Source organism: Streptomyces corchorusii (genome assembly GCF_001514055.1).
Lineage (GTDB): Bacteria > Actinomycetota > Actinomycetes > Streptomycetales > Streptomycetaceae > Streptomyces > Streptomyces olivaceoviridis.
The window spans coordinates 231,462-250,308 of sequence record NZ_KQ948358.1; the positions used below are offsets into that span (position 1 = coordinate 231,462).

Below are 18,847 nucleotides of genomic sequence, written 5' to 3' on the forward strand. Positions count from 1 at the left end.
CCTTAGAGGAAGTAGAGGCGGTTGAGGGAGACGGAGTCGGCCGGCTCCGAGCGGATCGGGTCGCCGTCGAGGGTGACCAGGCCGGTGCGCCGGTCGACGTCCACCGCTCCGGTACGGGAGTTCAGGCGCAGGTCGGCGGGGCCGATGCCCCGGGTGCCGCGCACCGCGACCCTTCTGCGCCGGGTCGGCATCCGGTCGTTGCCCTGGTCGACGGCGGCGCGGGCGACGAACGCCACCGAGAGGTCGGCGGCCGTGGCTCCGTACGCCCCGAACTGCGGGCCCAGGACGAGGGGTTCGCAGGTGTCGGTGGCCGCGTTGGGGTCGCCGACCACGCCGTACGCCGGGAAGCCCGCCTTGAGGACGAGCTGCGGTTTGGCCCCGAAGTACTCCGGGCGCCACAGCACGATGTCGGCGAGCTTGCCCACCTCGATCGAGCCGACCTCGTGGGAGAGCCCGTGCGCGATGGCCGGGTTGATGGTCAGCTTGGCCAGGTAGCGCAGGACGCGCGCGTTGTCGTCGCCCTCGCCGTCGCCTTCCAGGGGCCCCAGCTCGGCCTTCATCTTGCCGGCCATGGCGAAGGTGCGGCGGACCGTCTCACCGGCCCGGCCCATGCCCTGGGCGTCGGAGGAGGTGATGCCGATCGCGCCCAGGTCGTGCAGCACGTCCTCGGCGCCCATGGTGCCGGCGCGGATCCGGTCGCGGGCCATGGCCGCGTCGCCGGGCAGGTCGGTCTTCAGGTCGTGGACGGAGACGATCATGCCGTAGTGCTCGGCGACCGCGTCCCGGCCGAAGGGCAGGGTGGGGTTGGTGGAGGAGCCGATGACGTTCGGGACACCGGCCATCTTCAGCACGTTGGGCACGTGCCCGCCGCCGCAGCCCTCGATGTGGAAGGCGTGGATCGTGCGGCCCTCCAGCACCCGCAGGGTGTCCTCGACCGACAGGCACTCGTTCAACCCGTCGCTGTGCAGGGCGACTTGGACGTCGTGCTCCTCGGCGACCCGGAGCGCGGTGTCCAGGGCGCGGGTGTGGGCGCCCATGTCCTCGTGCACCTTGAAGCCGCTCGCCCCTCCTTCGGCCAGGGCCTCGACGAGCGGCGCCGCGTGGGAGGACGAACCCCGGCCCAGGAAGCCGATGTTGACCGGCCAGGCGTCGAAGGCGCTGAAGGCGTGCCGCAGCGCCCAGGGCGAGTTGACGCCGACGCCCCACACCGGGCCGAACTCCTGCCCGATGATCGTGGTGACGCCGGAGGCGAGGGACGCCTCCATGATGCGCGGCGACAGCAGGTGCACATGGGTGTCGACGGCGCCGGCGGTGGCGATCAGCCCCTCGCCGGAGACGATCGAGGTGCCGGTGCCGACGACGACGTCCACGCCGTCCAGGGTGTCCGGGTTGCCGGCCCGGCCGATGGCGCAGATACGGCCCTCGCGGATGCCGATGGACACCTTCCTGATCCCCTGCACCGCGTCGATCACGACGACGTTGCTGATCACGACGTCGCAGGTGTCCCGGACGGCGGCGGCCTTCAGGTGCAGTCCGTCGCGGGCGGTCTTGCCGAAGCCGGCCAGGAACTCGTCGCCGTACTTCTGCGAGTCGGACTCGACGCGGACGGTGAGCCCGGAGTCGCCGAGGCGGACCCGGTCGCCGGCGCGGGGGCCGTGGGTGGCGGCGTAGGCGTGCGGGTCGACGTGGATCGACCGGCTCACCTCGCGCCCCTTCGAGCGGCTCATCGCTCCTCGCCTCCTTCCGGTGTCGCTCCCAGGTATCCGCAGGCGGCGGCCCTGCGGAGGGCTTCCTCCTGCGCGCCGGGCGCGTCCAGCGGCCCGTCGACCAGTCCGGCGAAGCCGATCGCGATCCGCTCGCCGCCGATCGGCACGAGCCCGACCTCCTCGCTCTCCCCCGGCCCGAAGCGGACCGAGGATCCGGCGGGTACGGCGAGCCGCATGCCGTAGGCGCGCCCGCGGTCGAAGTCGAGGCGGGGGTTGGCCTCGAAGAAGTGGAAGTGGGAGGTGACGGAGACCGGCACGCTCGCGGTGTTGGTGACGCGGAGCCGGACGACGGGCTCGGGGTCGGCGTGCTCGGGGCCGGGGAGCAGGGCGCCCGGGGCGTCCGCGCCCAGCCCTCCCCCCGCTGTGCCGATGGGGTCGGAGACGACCGCGAGCCGGGAGCCGTCGTCGAAGACGGCCTCGACCATCACCTCGGCGACGACGTCGGCGACACCCGGCAGGACGTCCTCGGGACCGAGCACCGACCGGGCCGCCTCGACGGCCTCCGCGAGCCGCTTGCCGTCGCGGGCGGCCTCGCAGACGGTGTCCGCGATCAGTGCGGTGGCCTCGGGCACGTTCAGCTTCAGGCCGCGCGCCCGGCGGGCCCGGGCCAGCTCGGCGGCCCCGAAGAGCAGCAGCCGGTCACGTTCCGTGGGGGTGAGTCGCACGATCGGGCACCTCCTTCCTTCCCCAGGTTTAGAGCAGCACTCTAAACGCAGTGTGCGCTCACGGGGAAGGACTGAGGAATCTACCGGCGTTATGTCACATTGAACATCGTTCTAAATCAACCAGATGACAAACGGCGAGGGGGCGCCGGGGCCCGCGCGACCAGCCCCCACTGGTTTCGCGGACCCCGACGCCCCCTCGGGGCGGTCGGCCGGGCCTCAGCCGACCCGGTGCATCCAGCCGTGCTTGTCCTCGGTCAGGCCCCGCTGGATGCCCAGCAGCGCCTCGCGCAGCCGCCCGGTGACCGGTCCGGGCGTGCCGTCGCCGTGGGACCACTGGTCGGTCTTGGTCTTGACGTGACCGATCGGCGTGACCACGGCGGCGGTACCGCACGCGAACACCTCGGTCAGCGCACCGGACGCGGCGTCCTCGCGCCACTGCTGGAGGGTGATCACCCCTTCCTCGGCGGTGTAGCCGAGGTCGCGGGCGACCTGGAGGAGGGAGTCGCGGGTGATGCCCTCCAGGATGGAGCCGGTGAGCGACGGGGTGACGATCCGGTCGCCGTAGACGAACGCGACGTTCATGCTGCCGCTCTCCTCGACCTTGGTGCGGGTGACCGCGTCGAGGTAGACGACCTGGTCGCAGCCGTGCGCGGCGGCCTCGGCCTGCGGCAGCAGGGACGCGGCGTAGTTGCCGCCGGTCTTGGCGTCGCCGGTACCGCCCGGGACGGCGCGGACGTGGTCCTCGGAGACCCAGATGGTGACCGGCTTCACACCGCCGGCGAAGTACGCGCCGGACGGGGAGGCGATCAGCATGAACAGGTACTCGTTCGCCGGGTGCACGCCGAGCGCGGCCTCCGTGGCGAACATGAACGGCCGCAGGTAGAGGGAGGCCTCGCCGCCGTGCGGCGGGACCCAGTCGGCGTCCTGGGTGAGCAGCGCGTCCAGCGCGGCGATGAACAGCTCCTCGGGCAGCTCGGCCATGGCCATGCGGCGGGCGGAGTTGCGGAACCGGCGGGCGTTGGCCTCGGGACGGAACAGCGCGACCGAGCCGTCGGGCTGGCGGTAGGCCTTCAGGCCCTCGAAGATCTCCTGGCCGTAGTGCAGGACGTGCGTGGACGGGTCCAGGGAGATCGGCCCGTACGGAACGAGCTGGCCGTCGTGCCAGCCGCGGCCCTCGGTCCACTTGATCGTCACCATGTGGTCGGTGAAGTGGCGGCCGAACCCGGGGTTGGCCAGGATCGCCTCCCGTTCCGCGGCGGCGAGGGGGCTGGCGGAGGGCTTGAGCTCGATCGTGGGCGTCGTCATGAGTGATTGTCCTTCACCGGTTGTAGTGACGGGCCGCGCTCACGCCTGTGCTCCCGGTCGTCGGTGCTGGGACGTCCGAGCTTTCCCTCATACCGCGGCTCCGCGTTCGATTATCGCGCGGGCGGCGGTAGCGGACGGAATCGGGGTGAAGCGGTCCAGGGGTTGATGGTGGCACCCGGCGAGGCATGGGAAAAGCCGCCGGGTGCGGTCGCGACCCGGCGGCTCGGTGTAGCGCGGCGGGTCAGCCGGCTACGCGTACGGCGAGCGCGTCGCCGATCGCGGAGGTGGAGCGGGCCGGCTGTCCGGCGCGCTCGGTGAGGTCGGCGGCGACCGCCGCGTCGATCCGGTCGGCCTCGGCGTCGTAGCCGAGGTGGCGCAGCAGCAGGGCGACGGACAGGACGGTGGCGGTGGGGTCGGCCTTGCCCTGGCCGGCGATGTCCGGGGCCGAGCCGTGGACCGGCTCGAACATGGACGGGAACTCGCGGGTGGGGTTGATGTTGCCGGAGGCGGCCACGCCGATGCCGCCGGAGACGGCCGCGGCGAGGTCGGTGATGATGTCGCCGAAGAGGTTGTCGGTGACGATGACGTCGAACCGGCCCGGGTCGGTGACCAGGTAGATGGTCGCGGCGTCGACGTGGATGTAGTCCGTGGTGACCTCGGGGTACTCCTCGGCCACCTTGTTGAAGATGTTCGTCCACAGGTGCCCGGCGAAGGTCAGCACGTTGTTCTTGTGGACCAGCGTGAGCTTCTTGCGCGGGCGGGCCTGGGCGCGCGCGAAGGCGTCGCGGACGACGCGCTCGACACCGAAGGCGGTGTTGACGGACACCTCGGTGGCGACCTCGTGCGCGGTGCCCTTGCGGATGGTGCCGCCGTTGCCGGTGTACGGGCCCTCGGTGCCCTCGCGGACGACGACGAAGTCGATCTCCGGCTGGCCGGCGAGCGGGGTGGCGACACCCGGGAGCAGCTTCGACGGGCGCAGGTTGACGTGGTGGTCGAAGGCGAAGCGGAGCTTGAGCAGGAAGCCCCGCTCCAGGACGCCGGACGGCACCGACGGGTCGCCGATGGCGCCCAGCAGGATGGCGTCGTGCCGCTTGAGGGAGTCGAGGTCGGCGTCGGTGAGGGTCTCACCGGTGGCGTGGTAGCGCTTGGCGCCGAAGTCGTACTCCTTGGTCTCCAGCTTCACATCCTGCGGCAGGACGGCGGAGAGGACCTTGAGACCCTCGGCCACGACCTCCTGGCCGATGCCGTCACCGGGGATCACTGCGAGATTGATGCTGCGAGACATGCGGGCACCCTACTCCGCGTCCCAGGGGATGACACGTACCGTCCGCCATACGGACACCCGGACGGGTTGCCGGTGTCCGCCCGTCGGTCGACGTTCACCCGTGTGCGGCAAGGATGTCGGACACCGGGGGAACGGTCCGGGGCATGGACACTCCCGACGTCGGCATCCCCCGCCCGCTCGCCGAGCGGCTGAGCATGGCCGAGCAGTACGAGTACCTGCGCAGCCGCCTGGTGCGCCGCCGCACGCTGGTGACGGCCGGTGCGGTGGCGGGCGGCCTGCTGACCGGCTGCGGCACCGCGTCCGGCGCGAAGCCGGCCCCGGCCACCTCGCGGGCGCCCGGCTCGGCGGTGGCCCCCTTCGGCCGGCACCTCGCCTTCGGCGCCGACCCCCGCACGCGGATGCGGATCTCCTGGCAGGTGCCGCTGGCGGTGAAGCGGCCGTACGTGCGGGTCGGCACCCGCCCCGACGACCTCGGGCACCGGGTCCCGGCCGAGATCCGCCCGCTGCGCACGCCCGGGGTGGAGGACGTGCGGCCCGCGCTGGAGCAGTACTACGTGCACGCGTCCGTGGACGGCCTCACGCCCGGCACGACGTACTACTACGGCGTCGGCCACGACGGCTGGGAGCCCACGGCCCCCGCCCACCGCGCGGCCATCGCCTCCTTCCGCACGGCGCCCGCGCGTGCGGAGCGCTTCGTGTTCACGGCCTTCGGCGACCAGGGCGTGGGCCGGGCGGCGTACACCAACGACGATCTGATGCTGCGCCAGGAGCCCGCCTTCCACCTGCACGCCGGTGACATCTGCTACGCGGACGTCAGCGGAACGGGCCGGACGACGGACGGCTACGACCCCGCCTCCTGGGACCTGTTCCTGAAGCAGAACGAGCAGGTGGCGCGGTCCGTGCCGTGGATGGTGACCACCGGCAACCACGACATGGAGGCCTGGTACTCGCCGGACGGCTACGGCGGCCAGCTCGCCCGCTTCCGTCTGCCGGAGACCGGCTTCGACCCGCACGGCACGCCGGGCGCCTACACGTTCACCTACGGCAACGCCGGCTTCGTCGCGCTGGACGCCAACGACGTGTCGTACGAGATCCCCGCCAACCTCGGGCACAGCCGCGGCCGGCAGACGGCGTGGCTGGACCGGACGCTGCGGCGGCTGCGCGCGGCCGACGGGATCGACTTCGTGGTCGTCTTCTTCCACCACTGCGCCTACTCCACCTCGCGGCACGCCTCGGACGGGGGCGTCCGGCGGGAGTGGCTGCCGCTGTTCGGGAAGCACCGGGTGGACCTGGTGATCAACGGCCACAACCACGTGTACGAGCGCACGGACGCGATCAAGGACGGCACGACCGGCCGGGCGGTGCCCGTCGGCGGGTCCACCGACCCCGGCCGGGACGGCACCGTGTACGTCACGGCGGGCGGCGGCGGCCGTGACCTGTACGGCTTCCCGTCGGGCGTGAAGGACAGCTACGAGGGACACGTCACCGGGCACCGGGCGGTGGAGACCTTCGCGTGGGCGAAGGGCAGGGACCGGGTGCCGGAGACGGTGGAGTGGTCGCGGGTGCGCTACACCGGCTTCTCGCTGCTCTCGGTGGAGGTGCGGGCCGGCGCGGCGCCACGGCTGGCGGTGTCGGCCCTGGCCCAGGACGGGCGGCGGATCGACCACTTCGAGGTGCGGCGCGGCGGATGAGGGCCGCGCCGCACCCCGTCGGGGTGCGGCTCCCGGCCGGTGGTCCGGCTCAGTGGCCGGTCTCGCCGCCGTTGTCCCGGCGGTCCAGGGCGCGCTGGAGAGCGGCGGCGGCGTTCTTGCGGTCGGACTCGCTCGTGCGGGACACGTGGCGGACTCGGCGGCGGACGGTCGTCTCGGCCATGGCGATCGACTCCTTCGGCATACGTGGAGCACGGCAAGGAAGGGGGTTACGAGACGCCGGAAGGGGCGGGGAGCACCGGCCGCAGGGGTTGCCTGCACGGGGCCCGGCTCACGACCGCCATTCGCTGGATCGAGCGAGACGTTCGGCTCCTACAAAACTAAGGGAGTGGCCTGCATCTGTCTGCACAATTACTCGGACTTCCTACTATCTGAGACGGCGCACTGGATCACACCGTCCTGAGCTGGGCTTCCGTGCGTTCGGAGGAACCTTGGCCAAGGGAGCGCAGGACACGGATCAGGGCCCGCACGGCGGGCGTGGCGGCCAGTTCCGGGGTGGTCGCGTAGCCGACGGAGCGGTACGGCCGCTCGGGCCCGAGGTCGGTGATCCGCACCGAGGGCGGGGCCCCGGTGAGCGACAGCGCCGGCATGATCGCCATGCCGAGGCCGCTGCCCACCATCGACAGCACCGCCCCGTCGTCCTCGGCGGTGACGGTCGCCGCCGGGATCCAGTCCTGGGCGGCCCACCAGTCGCGGGTGTAGGAGCCGCAGTTCTCCGTCCAGTCGACGAGCGGGAGGGAGCGCGGCGCCGGGTGCCCGGCCGGGTGCACCAGGGAGTACGGCTCCTCCAGCAGCACCCCGCCGACCAGCCCGGCGGGCAGGGCGGCCGGGCCGCCGAGGGTGGCGATCCCGAGGTCGGCCCGCCCGGCGGCGACCTCACCGGCGGTGCCGGGCCCCTGTTCGCGGATCACGCTGACGGTCACCTCGACGCCGGGGTGCAGGGCGGCCAGCCGTTCCAGGGCGGGCGGCAGCAGATGCAGGGCCGCGCTGCGGAACGCGGCGATCCGCAACGACCCGGCGACCTCGCCGGTGTCCGCGCCCCTCACGTCGGCGGCCATCGCCGCCAGCATCCGCAGCACGCGGCGCGCGTGAGCGGCGGCCCGCTCGCCGGCGGGCGTCGGCCGGGCGCCGAACCGGCCGCGCTCGAACAGTACGACGCCCAGCTTGCGTTCGATGCCGCGCACGGCATGGGAGACGGCGGACTGGGTGGCGCCGAGCCGGACGGCGGCGGCCGAGAAGCCGCCCTCCTCGGCCACGGCGACAAGGATCCGTAGCTCCTGCGGGGCAAGGTCGGCTGCGGTCACGTCGGGGTCTCCCACCTGCTGCTATGAGCGGGGCTCATGGTTCGGCGCGTTCCATGAGCCCAACCCGCTGCCCGCGCCGGGGATTCCTCCGTACGGTCCCGTCCCATGACCGAGACCGCGCTCACCGTGCACCAGACCGCCCGACCCACCGGCTTCCCCAGCGCCGACCAGTTCCGCTTCGCCGAGTCCCCGGTCCCCGAACCGGACCCCGGCACGGCCCTGGTGGCGAACCTGTACTGGTCGGTGGACCCGTACCACCGTGAACTGATGGACGGGGGCTTCGCACTGCACGCCCCGCTGGAGGGCCGCACCCTGGGCAGGGTCGTCGCCTCCCGCACCCCCTCCCTGGCCGAGGGCGAGATCGTCTTCCACCGCCAGGGCTGGCGCACCCACGCCGTGGTCCGCCCCGAGGAGGTCCGCCGGATCCCGCACCACCCGGGCGTCCCGCTGTCGGCGTACCTGAGCGTGCTCGGGGGCACCGGGCTGACCGCCTACGTCGCCCTCACCCGGATCGCCCGGCTGCGTCGGGGCGAGGACCTGTTCGTCTCCGGCGCGGCGGGCGGGGTCGGCACGGCCACCGGCCGCTTCGCCCGGCTGCTCGGCGCGGGCCGGGTGATCGGCAGCACGGGCAGCGCGGAGAAGGCCGCGTACCTGACGCGGAAGGCCGGCTACGACGCGGCCTTCGACTACCGCACCGCCCCGGTCGCCGACCTGCTCGCGCGGGCCGCCCCCACCGGCGTCGACGTCTTCGTGGACAACGTCGGCGGCGACCACCTCGGCGCGGCGATCGGCGCGCTGCGCGAGCGGGGCCGGGTGGTGCGGGTGGGCACGATCAGCCAGTACAACACCCCGGACGCGCCCCCGGTGCGGTTCGACCACGCCGACGTGGTGGAGAAGAGCCTGCGCGTCGAGGGCTTCCTGGTGAAGGACCACCTGGACGCGCAGGAAGAGCTGTACGACTTCGCCGTACCGCATCTGCGCAGCGGGGCACTGGTCGCGGACGAGACCGTGATCGACGGGTTCGAGCGGATCGTGGAGGCGTTCCTGCTGATGCTGCGCGGCGGCAACACCGGCAAGATCCTGGTCCGCGCGGCCTGACCGCCGGCTTCAGAGGACGTCGCCGTCCCGCCAGTCGAAGACGAGCTCCCCGTCCGGGTCCAGCGCGCCCCGCACGTACACGCCGCCTTCCTCCTCGGGCAGCCGGACGATCCCGTCCGGCGACAGGGCGTGCACCTGCCCGGCCCACCGCTGCCAGCCCCGGGCGGTGTACAGCGCGGCTCCCGCGTCGCTCGCGGAGAGCGCGCCGAGGTCGTAGGCCCGGTCGACCACCCGCTCCACCTCGGCCATCACCCGCCCGCCGAGCCCGGTGCGCCGTACGTCGGCCCGCACGGCGACGGCCTCGACATACCCGGTGCGCAGCCACCGCCCCCGGTGCCGCACCCGCCGCATCACGACGGCCCCGTGAGCGGCGAGCCCGGCCCCGTCATGGACGAGCACGTGCGTCCCGCCCAGCCCGTGCTCCCAGTCCGCGTCGGACAGGTCCCCGTCGAAGGCGTCGTCCAACAGGGCGCGTACAGCGCGGAGTTCGGCCGGGTCCAGGTCGGCGGTGTGGGCGAGCCGCAGGGTCATGACGCCAGTATGGCGCGCCGGAAGCCCGCCGGGTCCTCCACCCACGGCAGGTGCCCGGCGGCGGGTAGGACCACCCGGCGGACGCGGGGCAGAACCGCGGCGAGTGAGTCCACGGCGGTGCGGGGGCGGATGTCCCGGGCGCCGTCGACGATCAGGACGGGCACGTCGAGGCGGGCGCAGGCCGCGCGCAGTCCGGGTGTGCCCCAGGTCCGCTTCCGTTCCTCGTTCAGCGCCCTGTTGCACGCCTGGTTGACTCCGAACCAGGGCTCGGCCATGCGCCGGGCGTGCTCCAGCGCGCACTCCCGGTCCTCGAACTCCACCGACCACCGCAGCGCGGCCCGTTCCCGCTCCGCGGCCTCGTCGCGTTCCGGCAACGCCTCCAACTCCCGCCAGCGCGCGAGCCGTTCGGGACTCTCACCGAGCCGGGCGAGGAAGCCGGCGGTGTAGACGGGATGCCAGTCGGCGTCCGGGCCGATGCCCGTGCCGGAGACGTAGACGAGCCTGCTCACCCGCTCCGGGTGGGCCAGCGCGTAGCTCAGCGCCAACTGCGCGCCCCAGGAGTGGCCGAGCAGCGCCATGCGGTCCAGCCCGAAGTGCCGCCGTACGGCGTCGAGGTCGGCCACGAACCGGGCGGTCGTCCACGGCCCGGCGCACCGCTCCGAGCGGCCGCAGCCGCGCTGGTCCCAGCGGACGACCGGCGTCCGGTCGGCGAGGAGCGCGGCCACGTCGCCGAACATGTCCCACAGCCCCGGCCCGCCGTGGCACAGCACCAGCGGGTCTCCCCCGCCGTCCGGCCGCGCCGCCCACAGCCGTACCCCGTCGTCGGCCGTTACCGCCTCCCCGGCTGCCGCTCGGGCGTCGGCGGGTACTCCGTCGGCTGCCTTCGTCATGCGGCCAGTGTGCCGGCCGGCGGGCGCATGGGAACGGCCCGGGAAGCCCGCTCGTGTCGGGCTTCCCGGGCCGTGCTCGGGGGGCTGGTCAGCCCATGTGCGGGTAGGTGTAGTCGGTCGGCGCGACCAGGGTCTCCTTGATGGCGCGGGTCAGCGTCCAGCGCAGGAGGTTCTGGGGGGCGCCGGCCTTGTCGTTGGTGCCGGAGGCGCGCCCGCCGCCGAAGGGCTGCTGGCCGACGACGGCGCCGGTCGACTTGTCGTTGATGTAGAAGTTGCCCGCGGCGAAGCGGAGCTTCTCCATCGTGTACGCCGCCGCCGCGCGGTCGTTGGCGATGACCGAGCCGGTGAGGGCGTAGTCCGACACCGACTCCATCTGGGTCAGCATCTCGTCGTACTTGTCGTCCTCGTAGACGTGCACCGCGAGGATCGGACCGAAGTACTCGGTGGTGAACACCTCGTTCTCCGGGTCGGTGCACTCGATGACGGTCGGGCGGACGAAGTAGCCGACCGAGTCGTCGTAGCTGCCGCCCGCGACGATCGTGCAGGACGGGTCCGCCTTGGCGCGGTCGATCGCGGCCTTGTTCTTGGCGAAGGCACGCTCGTCGATCACGGCGCCGATGAAGTTCGACAGGTCGGTGACGTCACCCATGGTGAGGTAGTCGACCTCTGCGGCGAACTCCTCCTTGAAACCGCTGTTCCAGATGGACGCCGGGATGTAGGCGCGGGAGGTCGCGCTGCACTTCTGGCCCTGGTACTCGAAGGCGCCGCGGGTCAGGGCGGTCTTCAGCACGGCGCGGTCGGCGCTCGGGTGGGCGACGAGGAAGTCCTTGCCGCCGGTCTCACCGACCAGGCGCGGGTAGGAGCGGTACTTCTCGATGTTGTTGCCGACCGTCTTCCACAGGTACTGGAAGGTCTTGGTCGAGCCGGTGAAGTGGATGCCCGCGAGGTCCCGGTGCTCCAGGGCGACCTTGGAGACCTCGATGCCGTCGCCGGTGACGAGGTTGATGACGCCCTTGGGCAGGCCCGCCTCCTCCAGCAGCCGCATGAGGAGCACGGCCGAGTGGGTCTGCGTCGGGGACGGCTTCCAGACCACCACGTTGCCCATCAGGGCGGGGGCGGTGGGCAGGTTGCCCGCGATGGCCGAGAAGTTGAACGGCGTGATCGCGTAGACGAAGCCCTCCAGCGGGCGGTGGTCCAGGCGGTTCCACACGCCCGGGGAGTTCGCCGGGGGCTGCTCGGCCAGGATCTGCCGGGCGTAGTGGACGTTGAAGCGCCAGAAGTCGACCAGCTCGCAGGGGGTGTCGATCTCGGCCTGCTGGGCGGTCTTGGACTGGCCCAGCATGGTGGAGGCGGCGATGGTCTCGCGCCACGGGCCGGCCAGCAGCTCGGCGGCGCGCAGGATGATCGCGGCGCGGTCGTCGAAGGACATCGAGCGCCAGGCCGGCGCGGCGGCCAGGGCCGCGTCGATGGCGTCCTTGGCGTCCTGCTGGGTGGCGTGGCGGCCGGTGCCGATGACGGCCTTGTGGTTGTGCGGCTGCACGACCTCGAACGGCTCGCCGCCGCCCAGCCGCTTCTCCCCGCCGATCGTCATCGGCAGCTCGATCGGGTTCTCGGCCAGCTCCTTGAGCTTGGCCTCCAGCCGGGCGCGCTCGGGCGAGCCGGGGGCGTAGCCGTGCACCGGCTCGTTGACGGGGGTGGGGACCTGGGTCACAGCGTCCATGAGATCCGTAACTCCTTGTACGTGAGCGGGTGTTCGGGCTCAGCCCTTGCTGACCATGGAGCGGAGGAAGAACCGGAGGTTGGCCGGCTTCTCCGCCAGGCGGCGCATGAAGTAGCCGTACCAGTCGGTGCCGTAGGCGGTGTAGACGCGCATGCGGTGGCCCTCGGCGGCCAGCCGCAGGTGCTCGTCGCCGCGGATGCCGTACAGCATCTGGAACTCGTACTCGTCGAGCTTACGGCCGGCCTTGTGGGCCAGCTCCTGGGCGATGGCGATCAGACGCGGGTCGTGGGACCCGACCATCGGGTAGCCCTCGCCCTCCATCAGCGTCCTCAGGATGCGCACGTAGGCCTTGTCGATCTCGTGCTTCTGCTGGTAGGCGACCTCGGCCGGCTCCTTGTAGGCGCCCTTGACCAGGCGGACGCGGCTGCCGGACTCCGCGAGGCGGCGGGCGTCGGCCTCGGTGCGGAAGAGGTAGGCCTGGATGACGCAGCCGGTCTGCGGGAAGTCCTTCCGCAGCTCCTCGTGGATGGCGAACATCGAGTCGAGGGTGGTGTGGTCCTCGGCGTCGAGCGTCACGGTCGTACCGATGGCGGCGGCGGCCTCGACGACCGGGCGGACGTTCGCGAGCGCCAGTTCGTGGCCGCCCTCCAGCGCCTGGCCGAACATGGACAGCTTGACGGACATCTCCACGCGCTCGCCCAGCCCCAGGTCCTTGAGGTGGTCGATCAGCGCCAGGTAGGCGTCCCGCGCGGCGGTGGCCTGCTCGGGCGTGGTGATGTCCTCGCCGACGACGTCCATCGTCAGCTCCAGGCCCTTGGCCGTGAGGTCCTTGATGATCGGGACGATGTCGGCCACGGTCTCGCCGGGGATGAAGCGGTCGACGACCTGCTTGGTCACCGGGGCCGCCGAGATCAGGCGTCGCATCCGGTCGCTGCGCGACGCGGCGAGAATCACGGGACCCAGCACGGGGCACCTCCACAGACAAGCACCAAATTCGGCCGTCACCCGACGATTCGGGTACGGCACGGAGAACCACCGTGAAACCTATGGATCTCTCCGATCGTCGGCCATCGACAGCTGTCACGCATCCGTGCCCGGGATCTCAGACAGATGTATGAAGGCGGCCGGGAAATGGGGGAGAATGCCCGAGTGGCGGCTGAATTCAAGGCGGACTACCAGGAGCTGGTGGACGAGATCTCCGAGCTGCTGGGGGTGCCGGCGACCCTGGAGAACCGTGACTTCGAGCTGATCGCCTTCGGTGCCTACGACAGCGAGGACGAGCTGGACCCGACCGCGCTGGACCCGGTGCGCACCCGCTCGATCCTGACCCGGCGCTCCACGGCGACGGTCCGCGCCTGGTTCGAGGGCTTCGGCATCACGCGCGCGACCGGGCCGGTCCGCATCCCGCCGAGCCCGGAGGCCGGTGTCTACCGCGGCCGGATCTGCCTGCCGGTACGCCACCGGGGCGTCGTCCTCGGCTACGTCTGGCTGCTGGACAGCGATCCCGGGCCGACCGACGCCCAGCTCGCCTCCGCCCTGCGGGTCGCGGGCCGGATCGGCGCCCTGCTCGCGGACGAGGCGGAGGCCGGGGCGGGGCTGAGCCGGGAGCTGCGGGCCGTGCTCACCGCGGAGCGCGGCTGGCAGCGGGACATGGCGGTGGCCGAACTGCGCACCGCGCTGGGGCCCCGCGCGGACGGCCCGCACACCCTGGTCTGCGTGGCGCCCTGGCCGTCGGCCGACCCGGACGACGCCCCCGCCGCCCGTACGATCCCGCACGCCACGGCGCTGTGCACCCTGCCGTGGGGCGCCTCGGGACAGAGCCTCGCGCTGCTGGTGCGCCTGCGCACCACGGAGTCCAGCACACCCGCCCTGGCGGCGGCCTCGCGGCTGCTGAAGGAGGCCGACGGGGCCCGTGGGGCGGCGGGCGGCGCGGCGCGCGGGGTGGGGGCCCGGGTGGCGGCGGCGGTCGCGGCGGGATTCACCGCCGGGGCCGGGGTCACCGGCTGTGCGGCCGGGGTGGGCGAGCCCCGCACCGGCCTCACCGAGCTGGGCACCGTCTGGCAGGAGGCCTCGGCCGCCGCGCGGGCCGCGCTGGCCGAGCCGCGGTTCGGGCCGGTCGCGCAGTGGGCGCGGATCGGGGCGTACCGGCTGCTGACCGCGCTGCCGCCGGAGGCCGCGCACGACCGGGTGGTCGGCCCGCTCCTGTCCCCCGTCCACCGGGAGCTGGCCCGCACGGCCGAGGTCTACCTGGACTGCGCGGGCCAGGCGGGCCGCACGGCGGCCGAGCTGGGCATCCACCGCCAGACCCTCTACTACCGCCTGTCCCGCGTGGAACAGCTGACCGGCCTGGACCTGGACGACGGGGAGGACCGGCTGCTGCTGCACATGGCGCTGAAGCGGGCGCGGCTGTGACGCCCCGGCGCGGTCAGCCGCGCGCGGCCTCCCGGATCACCCGGCGCAGCCCCTCGGTGAGCTGCTCGGCGGTGGTCGCCGTGCCGGGGTCGAAGAGCCACTGGACCATGAGGCCGTTGAGGAGGGTCTGGTAGAGGCGCCCCTCGCTGTCGACCGTCTCCTCGTCCAGGTCGGACTCCGGGACGCCGTTGAACAGCGGGACGAGTCCCGCGCGGCCTTCCCTCTGGGCCTCGGCCAGCAGCTTGCGCACCTCTTCGAGCCGGTCGTTCTGGAACATCAGCTCGAAGCTGAGCAGCCAGATCGCCCGTGACTCGGGCACGGTGCGGATGATCCCGGCCCACACCTCCTGGAAGCGCTCCAGCGAGCCCGGGGGCTGGGTCATCTCGCCGTCCAGGCCGGGGTCGAAGCGCTCGCCGACGCCCTCGATCAGCGAGACGTACGCCTGCACCAGCAGGGCGTCCTTCGAGCCGTAGTGGTAGCCGATGGAGGCGAGGTTGGTGCCCGACTCCTTGACGATGTCGCGCGCGGTGGTGCGCAGGAAGCCCTTCTCCAGCAGGCAGCGCTTGGCGCCTTCGAGCAGATCCTCACGGTGTCCCATGGGCCCACCCTACTCCGCGATCCATACAACCGTCCCAGACAGATGACTTATACACTCGTTCTAGACAAGCGTATAAGACGCTCGTACAGTCCTCGGCATGACGATGAACCCGACGAGCACCACCGACCCCGCCGGCGCCGACAGCGCACCCACCCGCGCCGGACGCCGCGAGTGGACCGCGCTCGGCGTGCTGATGCTGCCGCTGCTCCTGGTCTCGATGGACGTCTCGGTCCTGTACTTCGCGACCCCCGCGATCAGCGCCGACCTGCGCCCCAGCGGCACCCAGCAGCTGTGGATCTTCGACGTCTACGGCTTCGTCCTGGCCGGCCTGCTGCTGACGATGGGCTCGCTCGGCGACCGCATCGGCCGCCGCAGGCTCCTCCTCATGGGCGCCGCGGCCTTCGGCGCCGCCTCGCTCCTCGCGGCCTACGCGAACAGCGCCGAGACCCTGATCGCGGCCCGCGCGGTCCTCGGCATCGGCGGCGCCACCCTGATGCCCTCCACGATGGGCCTGCTGCGCACGATGTTCACCGACCCGGCCCAGCGGGCGAAGGCGATCGGCCTGTGGTCCGGCGTGATGACCGGCGGCATCGCCCTCGGCTCGGTGATGAGCGGCATCCTGGTCGAGCACTTCTGGTGGGGCTCGGTCTTCCTGGTCAACCTGCCCGCGATGGCGCTGCTGCTCCTCCTCGGCCCGGTGCTGCTGCCCGAGTCGAAGAACCCCGCGCCCGGCCGCTTCGACCGGCTGAGCGTTCCGCTGTCGCTGGCCGCCGTGCTCCCCGTCGTCTACGGCCTGAAGGAGATCCCCTCCGAGGGATGGAACCCGGGGTACGTCGTCTCGGTCACCGTCGGTCTGCTCTTCGCGGCCTTGTTCGTCCGGCGCCAGCGCACCGGCACCTCCCCGCTGATCCCGCCGGCCCTCTTCCGGGGCCACGGCTTCACCGCGTCGCTGGTCCTGACCCTCGTCTGCGCGTTCGGGATGATGGGCTCGGCCATCTTCACCACGCAGTACCTCCAGTCCGTCCTGGGCAAGAGCCCGCTGGAGGCGGCCCTGTGGAGCCTGCTGCCCTCGGTCCTCATCGGGATCGCCGGACCGCTCTCCGCCCAGCTCGTCCAGCGGGGCGTCCCCCGGGGACACGTCGTCGCCTGCGGCTTCGCGGTCAGCGCGGCCGGGTACGCCCTGCTCGCCCTCGTCGGCACCGACTCGCTGTGGCTGGTGCTGGCCGCCGCCGGCGTCCTCGCCTGCGGAGCGGTCATGGTGCTGTCCCAGCTGACCGACCTGGCGATGAGCGCGGCGCCGGCGGAGCGGGCGGGCACGGCCTCCTCGCTGCTGGAGACCGGCACCGAGTTCGGCGGCGCGCTCGGCATGGCGGTCCTGGGCTCGATCGGTACGGCGGTCTACCGCCACACGATGCCGGCCACCGCCCCGGCCGGGGCCCGCGAGACCCTGGGCGGTGCGCTGGCCGGCGCGGCCCGGCTGCCCGGCCGGACCGGTCAGACCCTGCTCGCGACGGCACGGGAGGCGTTCACCAGCGGAATGCGGGGCGCCGCCGTCGCCGGCGCGGTGATCCTGGTGCTGGCGGCCGTGGGAGCGGCGGTGACGCTGCGGCGGATCGAGGCCGGGCGGAAGTAGGCGACGCAAAAACGCCGGGCGGGCTGAGGGGTCACCTCAGCCCGCCCGGCGTTCCGGCACGGGTGGATCAGACCAGGTTCACCGAGCGGGCGGACGTCGCGCCGATCTCGGAGGCGACCTCGGCCAGGACGGCGGAGCCCACCGTGTCGTCGACGGTCAGCACGGCCAGCGCCTCCCCGCCCACGGCCGCGCGGGCGACCTGCATGCCGGCGATGTTGATGCCCGCCTCACCGAGGATGCGGCCGACGGTGCCGACGACACCCGGGCGGTCCTCGTAGCGCAGCACCACCATGTGGTCGGCGAGCGCCAGGTCGACGTCGTACTCGCCGACGGCGACGATCTTCTGGACGTGCTTCGGGCCGGACAGCGTGCCGGAGACCGACACCTCCTCGCCGGTGCCCAGCGTGCCGCGCACGGTCACCACGTTGCGGTGGTCGCCGGACTCCGAGCTGGTGGTCAGGCGGACCTCCACCCCGCGCTCCTGCGCGAAGAGCGGGGCGTTGACGTAGGACACGGTCTCGTCGACGACGTCCTCGAAGACGCCCTTGAGCGCGGACAGCTCCAGCACCTTGACGTCGTGCTGGGTGATCTCGCCGTAGACCTCGACGTCGAGGCGGACCGCGACCTCACCGGCGAGCGCGGTGAAGATGCGGCCGAGGCGCTCGGCGAGCGGCAGGCCCGGCTTGACGTCCTCGGCGATGACACCGCCCTGGACGTTGACGGCGTCCGGCACCAGCTCACCGGCGAGGGCGAGGCGGACGGACCTGGCGACGGCGATACCGGCCTTCTCCTGCGCCTCGTCCGTCGACGCGCCCAGGTGCGGGGTGCAGACGACCTGGTCCAGCTCGAAGAGCGGGGAGTCGGTGCAGGGCTCCTTGGCGTACACGTCGAGGCCGGCACCGGCGACCCGGCCCTCCTTCAGCGCCGCGTACAGCGCCGCCTCGTCCACGATGCCGCCGCGCGCGGCGTTGACGATGCGGACGCTGGGCTTGACCTTGCGCAGCGCCTCGTCGCCGATGAGGCCGAGCGTCTCGGGGGTCTTGGGCAGGTGGACGGTGATGAAGTCGGAGACCTCCAGCAGCTCGTCCAGGGAGAGCACCTTGACGCCCATCTGCGCGGCCCGCGCGGGCTGCACGTAGGGGTCGTAGGCGACGACCTTCATGCCGAAGGCGGACATGCGCTGCGCGACGAGGGCACCGATGCGGCCCAGGCCCACGACGCCCAGCGTCTTCTCGGCCAGCTCCACACCCGTGTACTTGCTGCGCTTCCACTCGCCGTTCTTCAGCGCGGCGTTGGCCTGCGGGATGTTGCGGGCGGTGGAGAGGATGAGACCGCAGGCCAGCTCGGCGGCGGTCACGATGTTGGAGGTCGGGGCGTTGACGACCATCACGCCGGCCTTGGTGGCGGCGGAGACGTCGACGTTGTCCAGGCCGACGCCGGCCCGGGCGACGACCTTGAGCTTCTTCGCGGCGGCGATGGCCTCGGCGTCGACCTTGGTGGCCGAACGGATCAGGATCGCGTCCACGTCGACGATGGCCGGCAGCAGCTCGGAGCGGTCCGCTCCGTTGCAGTGCCGGATCTCGAAGTCCGGACCGAGTGCGTCGACGGTGGCAGGCGACAGCTCTTCAGCGATGAGTACGACGGGTTTCGAGCTCACGTGAGTCCTCACATGTGCGATGCGGACGGCCGTCCCGACGGCCGCAGGCGGAGGAGGGGCTAGCCGCGGAAGACGCACGACGCTGTGGGCCTGACGCGTGTTGTGCAGAAGCATAGTGGCGCGGCGGGCGTCGCATTGCGCCTCCGCGGAAGGATCACCCGTCCGGGGCTGGACGGGTTGGACAACAGGGGCCGGAGCAGCCCGCCCCGGCCCCTGTCAGCGGGCTTACGCCTCTTCGTTCACCCAGCTCATCAGCTTGCGCAGCTGCTTGCCA

General features: G+C 72.5%; 16 protein-coding genes. 4 read left to right on the forward strand and 12 right to left on the reverse strand.

The genetic code is table 11. The features are described from left to right. Positions 1-2: 2 nt before the first annotated feature. The 4 genes from AQJ11_RS22140 to AQJ11_RS22155 all read right to left on the reverse strand — a co-directional run bounded on the left by AQJ11_RS22140 (position 3) and on the right by AQJ11_RS22155 (position 5,021). The gene (locus AQJ11_RS22140; protein WP_058082006.1) at positions 3-1,727 is read right to left on the reverse strand and encodes an urease subunit alpha; all 1,725 of its coding nucleotides are present in this window, start codon (positions 1,725-1,727) and stop codon (positions 3-5) included. Beyond that, a complete protein-coding gene (gene ureA, locus AQJ11_RS22145; RefSeq protein WP_059264126.1) occupies positions 1,724-2,431 on the reverse strand; it encodes an urease subunit gamma in 708 nt (235 codons plus the stop codon). The genes AQJ11_RS22140 and ureA overlap by 4 nt, the downstream gene beginning before the upstream one ends. A gap of 216 nt (positions 2,432-2,647) precedes the next feature. Beyond that, positions 2,648-3,736 (reverse strand): branched-chain amino acid aminotransferase, encoded by a 1,089-nt coding sequence (locus AQJ11_RS22150; protein ID WP_014675184.1) that lies wholly within the window; start codon positions 3,734-3,736, stop codon positions 2,648-2,650. Positions 3,737-3,977: 241 nt separating this feature from the next. Continuing rightward, entirely contained in the window at positions 3,978-5,021 is a 1,044-nt protein-coding gene (locus tag AQJ11_RS22155; RefSeq protein ID WP_058082004.1) for a 3-isopropylmalate dehydrogenase, read from the reverse strand. Positions 5,022-5,164: 143 nt separating this feature from the next. Here AQJ11_RS22155 and AQJ11_RS22160 point away from each other — a divergent pair, with 143 nt between their 5' ends. Then, positions 5,165-6,712: a purple acid phosphatase family protein gene (locus tag AQJ11_RS22160; protein WP_059264127.1), complete on the forward strand. Its 1,548-nt coding sequence runs from the start codon at positions 5,165-5,167 to the stop codon at positions 6,710-6,712. Positions 6,713-6,761: 49 nt separating this feature from the next. Here the strand turns inward: AQJ11_RS22160 and AQJ11_RS52140 are convergent, their stop codons facing one another. Both AQJ11_RS52140 and AQJ11_RS22165 read right to left on the reverse strand, forming a co-directional pair. After that, positions 6,762-6,893, reverse strand: coding sequence for a hypothetical protein (locus AQJ11_RS52140; protein WP_015493350.1), 132 nt, complete (start codon positions 6,891-6,893; stop codon positions 6,762-6,764). A gap of 226 nt (positions 6,894-7,119) precedes the next feature. Continuing rightward, entirely contained in the window at positions 7,120-8,034 is a 915-nt protein-coding gene (locus tag AQJ11_RS22165; protein WP_059264253.1) for a LysR family transcriptional regulator, read from the reverse strand. 105 nt (positions 8,035-8,139) lie between these two features. Here AQJ11_RS22165 and AQJ11_RS22170 point away from each other — a divergent pair, with 105 nt between their 5' ends. Then, a complete protein-coding gene (locus tag AQJ11_RS22170) occupies positions 8,140-9,132 on the forward strand; it encodes an NADP-dependent oxidoreductase (protein ID WP_059264128.1) in 993 nt (330 codons plus the stop codon). 9 nt (positions 9,133-9,141) lie between these two features. Here the strand turns inward: AQJ11_RS22170 and AQJ11_RS22175 are convergent, their stop codons facing one another. From AQJ11_RS22175 to AQJ11_RS22190, 4 genes are all read right to left on the reverse strand, one after another. Beyond that, positions 9,142-9,663 carry a GNAT family N-acetyltransferase gene (locus AQJ11_RS22175; protein ID WP_059264129.1) on the reverse strand — a complete coding sequence of 174 codons (522 nt, stop codon included), beginning with the start codon at positions 9,661-9,663 and terminating at the stop codon, positions 9,142-9,144. Beyond that, positions 9,660-10,553 (reverse strand): alpha/beta fold hydrolase, encoded by an 894-nt coding sequence (locus AQJ11_RS22180; protein ID WP_059264130.1) that lies wholly within the window; start codon positions 10,551-10,553, stop codon positions 9,660-9,662. The genes AQJ11_RS22175 and AQJ11_RS22180 overlap by 4 nt, the downstream gene beginning before the upstream one ends. A gap of 88 nt (positions 10,554-10,641) precedes the next feature. Then, the gene (gene pruA / locus AQJ11_RS22185; RefSeq protein WP_014675176.1) at positions 10,642-12,273 is read right to left on the reverse strand and encodes an L-glutamate gamma-semialdehyde dehydrogenase; all 1,632 of its coding nucleotides are present in this window, start codon (positions 12,271-12,273) and stop codon (positions 10,642-10,644) included. A gap of 39 nt (positions 12,274-12,312) precedes the next feature. After that, the gene (locus AQJ11_RS22190; protein ID WP_059264131.1) at positions 12,313-13,239 is read right to left on the reverse strand and encodes a proline dehydrogenase family protein; all 927 of its coding nucleotides are present in this window, start codon (positions 13,237-13,239) and stop codon (positions 12,313-12,315) included. Between the two features lie 165 nt (positions 13,240-13,404). Between AQJ11_RS22190 and AQJ11_RS22195 the strand changes: the two genes are divergently transcribed. Beyond that, positions 13,405-14,685 (forward strand): PucR family transcriptional regulator, encoded by a 1,281-nt coding sequence (locus AQJ11_RS22195; protein WP_208616584.1) that lies wholly within the window; start codon positions 13,405-13,407, stop codon positions 14,683-14,685. 13 nt (positions 14,686-14,698) lie between these two features. Here AQJ11_RS22195 and AQJ11_RS22200 read toward each other — a convergent pair whose 3' ends face one another. Further along, positions 14,699-15,283, reverse strand: coding sequence for a TetR/AcrR family transcriptional regulator (locus AQJ11_RS22200; RefSeq protein WP_058081998.1), 585 nt, complete (start codon positions 15,281-15,283; stop codon positions 14,699-14,701). A gap of 97 nt (positions 15,284-15,380) precedes the next feature. On the opposite strand from AQJ11_RS22200, the gene AQJ11_RS22205 reads away from it, so the two are divergent. Then, positions 15,381-16,916, forward strand: a complete 1,536-nt coding sequence (locus AQJ11_RS22205; protein WP_059264133.1) for an MFS transporter — start codon at positions 15,381-15,383, stop codon at positions 16,914-16,916. Between the two features lie 67 nt (positions 16,917-16,983). Here the strand turns inward: AQJ11_RS22205 and serA are convergent, their stop codons facing one another. Beyond that, positions 16,984-18,573, reverse strand: coding sequence for a phosphoglycerate dehydrogenase (serA, locus tag AQJ11_RS22210; protein WP_014675171.1), 1,590 nt, complete (start codon positions 18,571-18,573; stop codon positions 16,984-16,986). Between the last annotated feature and the right edge of the window lie 274 nt (positions 18,574-18,847).